6 protein-coding genes and 1 pseudogene are annotated in these 5,603 nt (G+C 37.9%); 3 read left to right on the forward strand and 4 right to left on the reverse strand.

Annotated elements, in window-relative coordinates:
• A pseudogene (locus V7149_RS17665) lies at nucleotides 1-184 on the forward strand (sporulation membrane protein YtrI); the annotation flags it as partial.
• Nucleotides 185-271: 87 nt separating this feature from the next.
• On the opposite strand, the gene V7149_RS17670 reads toward V7149_RS17665, so the two are convergent.
• A complete protein-coding gene (locus V7149_RS17670) occupies nucleotides 272-1,207 on the reverse strand; it encodes a DHH family phosphoesterase (protein ID WP_335346920.1) in 936 nt (311 codons plus the stop codon).
• Between the two features lie 133 nt (nucleotides 1,208-1,340).
• On the opposite strand from V7149_RS17670, the gene V7149_RS17675 reads away from it, so the two are divergent.
• Nucleotides 1,341-1,634, forward strand: a complete 294-nt coding sequence (locus tag V7149_RS17675) for a YtpI family protein (RefSeq protein ID WP_335346921.1) — start codon at nucleotides 1,341-1,343, stop codon at nucleotides 1,632-1,634.
• Between the two features lie 77 nt (nucleotides 1,635-1,711).
• Here V7149_RS17675 and V7149_RS17680 read toward each other — a convergent pair whose 3' ends face one another.
• The 3 genes from V7149_RS17680 to V7149_RS17690 form a co-directional block, all read right to left on the reverse strand.
• A complete protein-coding gene (locus V7149_RS17680) occupies nucleotides 1,712-3,028 on the reverse strand; it encodes a CBS domain-containing protein (RefSeq protein WP_335346922.1) in 1,317 nt (438 codons plus the stop codon).
• A gap of 98 nt (nucleotides 3,029-3,126) precedes the next feature.
• Nucleotides 3,127-3,369, reverse strand: a complete 243-nt coding sequence (locus V7149_RS17685) for a hypothetical protein (RefSeq protein ID WP_335346923.1) — start codon at nucleotides 3,367-3,369, stop codon at nucleotides 3,127-3,129.
• Nucleotides 3,370-3,525: 156 nt separating this feature from the next.
• Nucleotides 3,526-4,206 (reverse strand): metal-dependent hydrolase, encoded by a 681-nt coding sequence (locus tag V7149_RS17690; RefSeq protein WP_335346924.1) that lies wholly within the window; start codon nucleotides 4,204-4,206, stop codon nucleotides 3,526-3,528.
• Between the two features lie 170 nt (nucleotides 4,207-4,376).
• Here V7149_RS17690 and V7149_RS17695 point away from each other — a divergent pair, with 170 nt between their 5' ends.
• Nucleotides 4,377-5,474 (forward strand): M24 family metallopeptidase, encoded by a 1,098-nt coding sequence (locus tag V7149_RS17695; RefSeq protein ID WP_335346925.1) that lies wholly within the window; start codon nucleotides 4,377-4,379, stop codon nucleotides 5,472-5,474.
• Nucleotides 5,475-5,603 lie beyond the last annotated feature (129 nt).

The raw sequence follows: 5,603 nt of genomic DNA on the forward strand, positions 1-5,603 counted from the left end.
AAAAGAAGATATTAAAATGATGAAGGCAAAGGATATTGAAACTATTAATAAAAGTAGTGATTTAATCGAAAAAATGATTGAGAATAAGGTTTTTAAAGTGAATGAAAAGCGTTATCGTGTTGAAATTAGAAAAATGGTAATCTATACAACCTTATCAATTAAAGTAGATATTAAATTGGATTAATAAAGTTATTACTGTAAATAACCATATCAAGAGTCAGGCCCTGCTGCAAAAAATGAGGGGCCCGACTCTTTTATTTCGATCAGCCTTCTAGCCCATACAAGCTTCTTCTAAGTCCTTGATGACGACATCCTTATCGTCCCATGAATAGATGGATGCTCCCGCGGCAAGCGGATGTCCGCCGCCATTGTATTTTCTGGCAATTTCATTTATGATTGGACCTTTAGAACGAAGACGAACTCTAATCTGATCCTCTTCCTCGATAAAGAACACCCATGCTTTAATGCCTTTAATGTGACCAAGGGCTCCTACTAGAAGGGAAGCCTCTGATGCCTTTACTTGAAATTCTTCTAATAATTCTTTTTTTAGAACCATTGATACAGCGCCATGTTTTTTCACTTCAAAGTTTTGCAGGACAAATCCATTTAACTTCACAACGTTTGGCGATAGTTCATACATTTTATCAAACAGCTCTGGCCGTGAGAAATTATAGTGAATAAGTTCACCAGCATAGGCAAAAGTTTTATCAGATGTGCTTGGGAAAAGAAACCGCCCTGTATCTCCTACAATTCCCGCGAATATTAATCTAGCTGCTTCATCCGACATTTTCAAGCCCTTATCCTTGCCAAAAAGATAAAATTCATAAATCATTTCACTGACAGAGCTAGCATCTGTATCAATCCACATCATGTCCCCATATGGGTCAACATTTGGATGATGGTCAATTTTTATTAATTTATCCCCTAAATGGTACCTTTCATCACAAATCCGTTCGGCATTCGCTGTGTCACAAACAATGACTAAGGCCCCTTCATATGCATCATTTGGGATTTTATCCAGTCTGCGCAAATAGTAAAGCGTTTCTTCTTCCTTTCCAACGGTATAAATTGTCTTTTCGGGAAAAGAGGCTTTAAGAATCTCGGCTAGGCCTCCCTGAGATCCATATGCGTCTGGATCTGGACGAACATGCCTATGGATAATGATGGTTTCATATTCTTTTATGATGTTTAATATTTTCTCTTTCATGGTTTTCTCCTTTATGATCAAATAAATTTTTATTTTACTCCATATGAAAAGAAAAAAGAGCATGCTATGGCATTTTTTTAGATAAAAAGTTAAAATAGCCTCAGAGTAATGAAAAATGGAGGTTAAGTTAATCATGCCAGTATTAGTTATTTTAATTACAATCGCACTTTCATTTTATCTATATTACAAAGTAAAATTTGTTCGCTGCAAGAAACCAGCTGAAAAAAAGTGGATTTCTTCTAAATCAAGTATGGCTTTAGGTGTTTTTATCGGATTATATGGCTTAAACCAGTTTTTTCTAAATGGAAATACAGCTACTTATATTATCGGTGGAATCTTTTTTCTATTAGGAGCCTTTACTATTTTCGCCGGCCTTAAAGCCTATAAATATTATTTACCGATTGCGGCAAATGAAGCAAAAGAATAATAATTTTTTAAAGCCGCTCCTTTATGGAACGGCTTTTATCTTTGTCTAGCTTTAGTGCCAAAGTACTTCCGCTTTTCTTATCTCTCAATCAATTGACACATCATCATAGCCTTGCCAACGAGAACACCTTCATTGTAGACCTCTACATCAACTTTCCCGAATTTCCGTCCTACTTCTAGTACACGTGGATAAACCTCTAGCATACTCTCAATTTGTACGGGTTTAAGGAAATAAATGGTCATATTCTCGACAACTAAGTCACCTTTTTTATAATTTCGCAGCACTCGATTGGCGGCTTCTGAAACGATTGTTGTAAATACTCCATAAGAAATGGTACCAAGATGATTGGTCATCTGTGGCGTAACCTCACAGCGGTACACATCTTCCCCTTTTGTCTTCCCCCTCATTAGCACAAGTTGATTGGTCACAATATCATCAATCGTTTCACCGACTTGGGGCTGACGCTGAATCATTTGCAGTGCCTTTAACACATCCTGTCTGGTTATGATTCCTTCAAGCCTATTCGAATCATCTACAACCGGGAGGACCTCAATTCCTTCCCAAACCATCATGTGCGAAGAGGAAGCAACACTTGTTTGTTTCCCGACAGTCATTGGATTCTTGGTCATTAGCTTATCAATTTGTGTATCGGGATCATGCCCCATAATATCCTTAGATGTAACCATACCAATTACCTTTAAATTTTTATCGACTACCGGGAACCGTCCATGATTTGTTTCTTTATTAAATTGAAGCCAATCTGAAACTTTATCAGTTGGTTTGACGTATACCGTTTTTTCAAGAGGAGTTAATATATCCTCTACAAGGACAATCTCCTTTTTAATCAGCTGATCATAAATAGCCCGGTTGATCATCGTTGCTACAGTAAATGTATCATAGCTGCTTGAAATAATAGGCATCTGCAATTGATCAGCGAGTTTTTTTACACTTTCCTCTGTATCAAAACCGCCAGTAATAAGTACAGCTGCACCTGCCTTAAGTGCAGATTCATGTATTTGCGTTCGATTTCCGACAATGAGCAAGCTGCCTGCGTCAGTGTACCGCATCACGGCCTCTAGTTTCATGGCCCCGATTACAAATTTACTCAATGTTTTATGCAAACCATCTCTTCCGCCTAAAACCTGGCCATCAACAATATTAACAACCTCGGCAAAAGTTAGCTTTTCAATATTTTCTTTCTTCTTCCGCTCTATCCGAATCGTACCAACCCGTTCAATCGTACTGACATAACCTTTGTTCTCTGCATCCTTAATAGCCCGGTAAGCTGTCCCTTCGCTGACGCTCAGTGCCTTGGCGATTTGTCTAACTGATATTTTCTCTCCGACAGGCAATTCATCGATATATTGCAAAATTTGTTCATGTTTTGTAGCCAAGACGTTCACCCTTTTTCAATAATTCCTATATCTTCATTATAAGGTTAGAAACGCCTTTATTTCAATTCGATGTGATGAACGTCCTAAATATTTTAATATTAGCGATTAATAGCTCTTGATCTCTTTCTTTCTTGGACTTGTATGCTAGTACTTGGTACAGATTTCTTAGGTGAGTATAGCAATGAAGTTAAATTTCCAGCAATGACAATAAGTGCGAAGGCTAGCCAGCTAATGGCAAATATTCCTTCCAAACCTTCGCCGAAAATGTTAAGTCTTGGAACTGCAAAATAAAGAAGAAAGCCACAAACAAGCAAACATAATAAATATCGATTTTTTTTCATTCCTTTTTCCTCCTAATGATGCTTCTTCATTTATATGTATGCGGACATGCTTGGAAAATGTATGGATTTCTTTTGCTTTGAAGGGGGATATAATGAAATACATCAAGAAAAACTACGAAAAAAAACAGCGCAGCTTAAATCAGCTGCACTGCAATTTTATAATTGAATAGAATCTCCCACCTGAAGTACTTGAACAACACCTGGTTCAAGCATTTCTGCAAATTTTTGTGGATCCTGTCTGATTGGCGGGAACGTATTATAATGTATCGGTACTACTTTCTTAGCACTCAACAAGCCCGCCGCATAGGCTGCGTCCTCTGGCCCCATTGTAAAATTATCTCCAATTGGTAAAAATGCAAGATCAATCGGATGCCGGTCACCGATTAATTTCATATCGGAGAATAGACCTGTATCGCCTGCGTGATAAATCGTTTTATTTTCAATAGTGATCAGCACTCCCGCTGGCATGCCTAAATAAATGATTTCATTGTTTTCTGTCTCTAGTCCAGTTCCGTGAAAAGCAGGTGTCAATTTTACCTTTCCAAAATCAAACTGATAAGCACCACCTATACTCATTGCGTGAGTATTCACACCTTGCCAGCTTAAATAGGTTGCAAGCTCAAAATTGGCAATAACGAGAGCATTATGCCTTTTAGCCAATTCAACGGTATCTCCCAGGTGGTCCCCATGTCCATGGGTCACAACAATAACATCAGGTTTAACTTCATCCACCTTTAAATCTGTTAATTCGTTTCCAGTAATAAACGGATCTATTAAAATTGTTTTCCCTTGTGACTCTATTTTCAGAACAGAATGACCATGAAATGATACTTTCATTTCTCTTCCCCTTTCTACTTTTACGCTATGTAATTGATTCAACGGAAGTTTTTGTTTTCCTGCTTTCTATACACTACCCTATTTTACACTTTTCTAAAAGTTTACTTTTCTCCATTTAGTTGCTAATCTTTTAATATTAGCGAAGAGCTTTAATTACAAGGAGGGTAATGATGAATAGCAGATTACAGAAATTATCCAGCTGGATGAAAGAAAATAATGTACAAGTTTGCTTTGTGACGTCACCTGAAAATGTTTTTTATTTTAGTGGTTTCTTAAGTGATCCTCATGAACGCCTTCTAGGCTTAGCCGTTTTTCAAGAAGAAGAGCCTTTTCTCGTTTGCCCTGCATTGGATAAAACGGATGCAAAAAATGCAGGCTGGAACAATGAGATTATTTCTTACAGTGATATCGAAAATCCATGGGAAATGATACATAAATCAATCTTCGGCCGTTTGAAATCCGTTGATCACATCGCGATAGAAAAAGAACATATGAATGTTGAACGCTTTGAAATTCTTACTCAATTGTTTAATGGGGCAAGATTTATTTCGGCGGAGGAAAAGTTAAGAAAGCTTCGGATGGTAAAGGATGAAAAAGAGCTAAGCATTATTCGCGAAGCTTGTGCATTGGCAGATTATGCTGTTGAAGTAGGATGTGCTGAAATAAAAGAAGGGAAATCAGAATTAGAGATCATTGCAGCTGTTGAATTTGCCTTGAAGAAAAAAGGCGTTACAGAAATGTCGTTCTCTACGATGGTTCTTACTGGAATAAATGCAGCATCTCCTCATGGAACACCAGGATTGACGAAAATTAAAAATGGAGATTTCGTTCTTTTCGATCTAGGGGTAGTTGTGGATGGCTATTGTTCAGACATTACTAGAACAGTTGCCTACGGAGATATTAATGATAAGCAAAGAGAGATTTATGATACAGTTTTAAAGGCACAGCTGGCCGCAGTTGAAGCAAGTAAGCCCGGTGTTTCATGCTCCGAAGTTGATTTAACAGCAAGAAAGATTATTGCTGATGCTGGCTACGGCGAATATTTTCCTCATCGATTAGGCCATGGACTTGGGATTAGCGTGCATGAATATCCTTCCTTAACTGAGACAAATCCGCTCCTGCTAGAAGAAGGAATGGTTTATACAATTGAGCCTGGCATCTATGTTCCTGATGTTGCCGGGGTTAGAATTGAAGATGATATTTATGTAACAGCTAACGGCGTAGAAATTTTAACGAGATTCCCGAAAGAACTGCAGATTATTAAATAGTAAGGCCTGTTCAAATAGCCGGGCATGTCCTAAATCGGGTAAAGAACTGCATCTAGGACATGCCCCTTCTATGTTTTTTAGCAAACTTAGAAGCAAGGCTGGATTCTGATGACTGGGGATGGATTTTTT

Source organism: Bacillus sp. JJ1503, from assembly GCF_036965125.1.
GTDB lineage: Bacteria > Bacillota > Bacilli > Bacillales > Cytobacillaceae > Cytobacillus.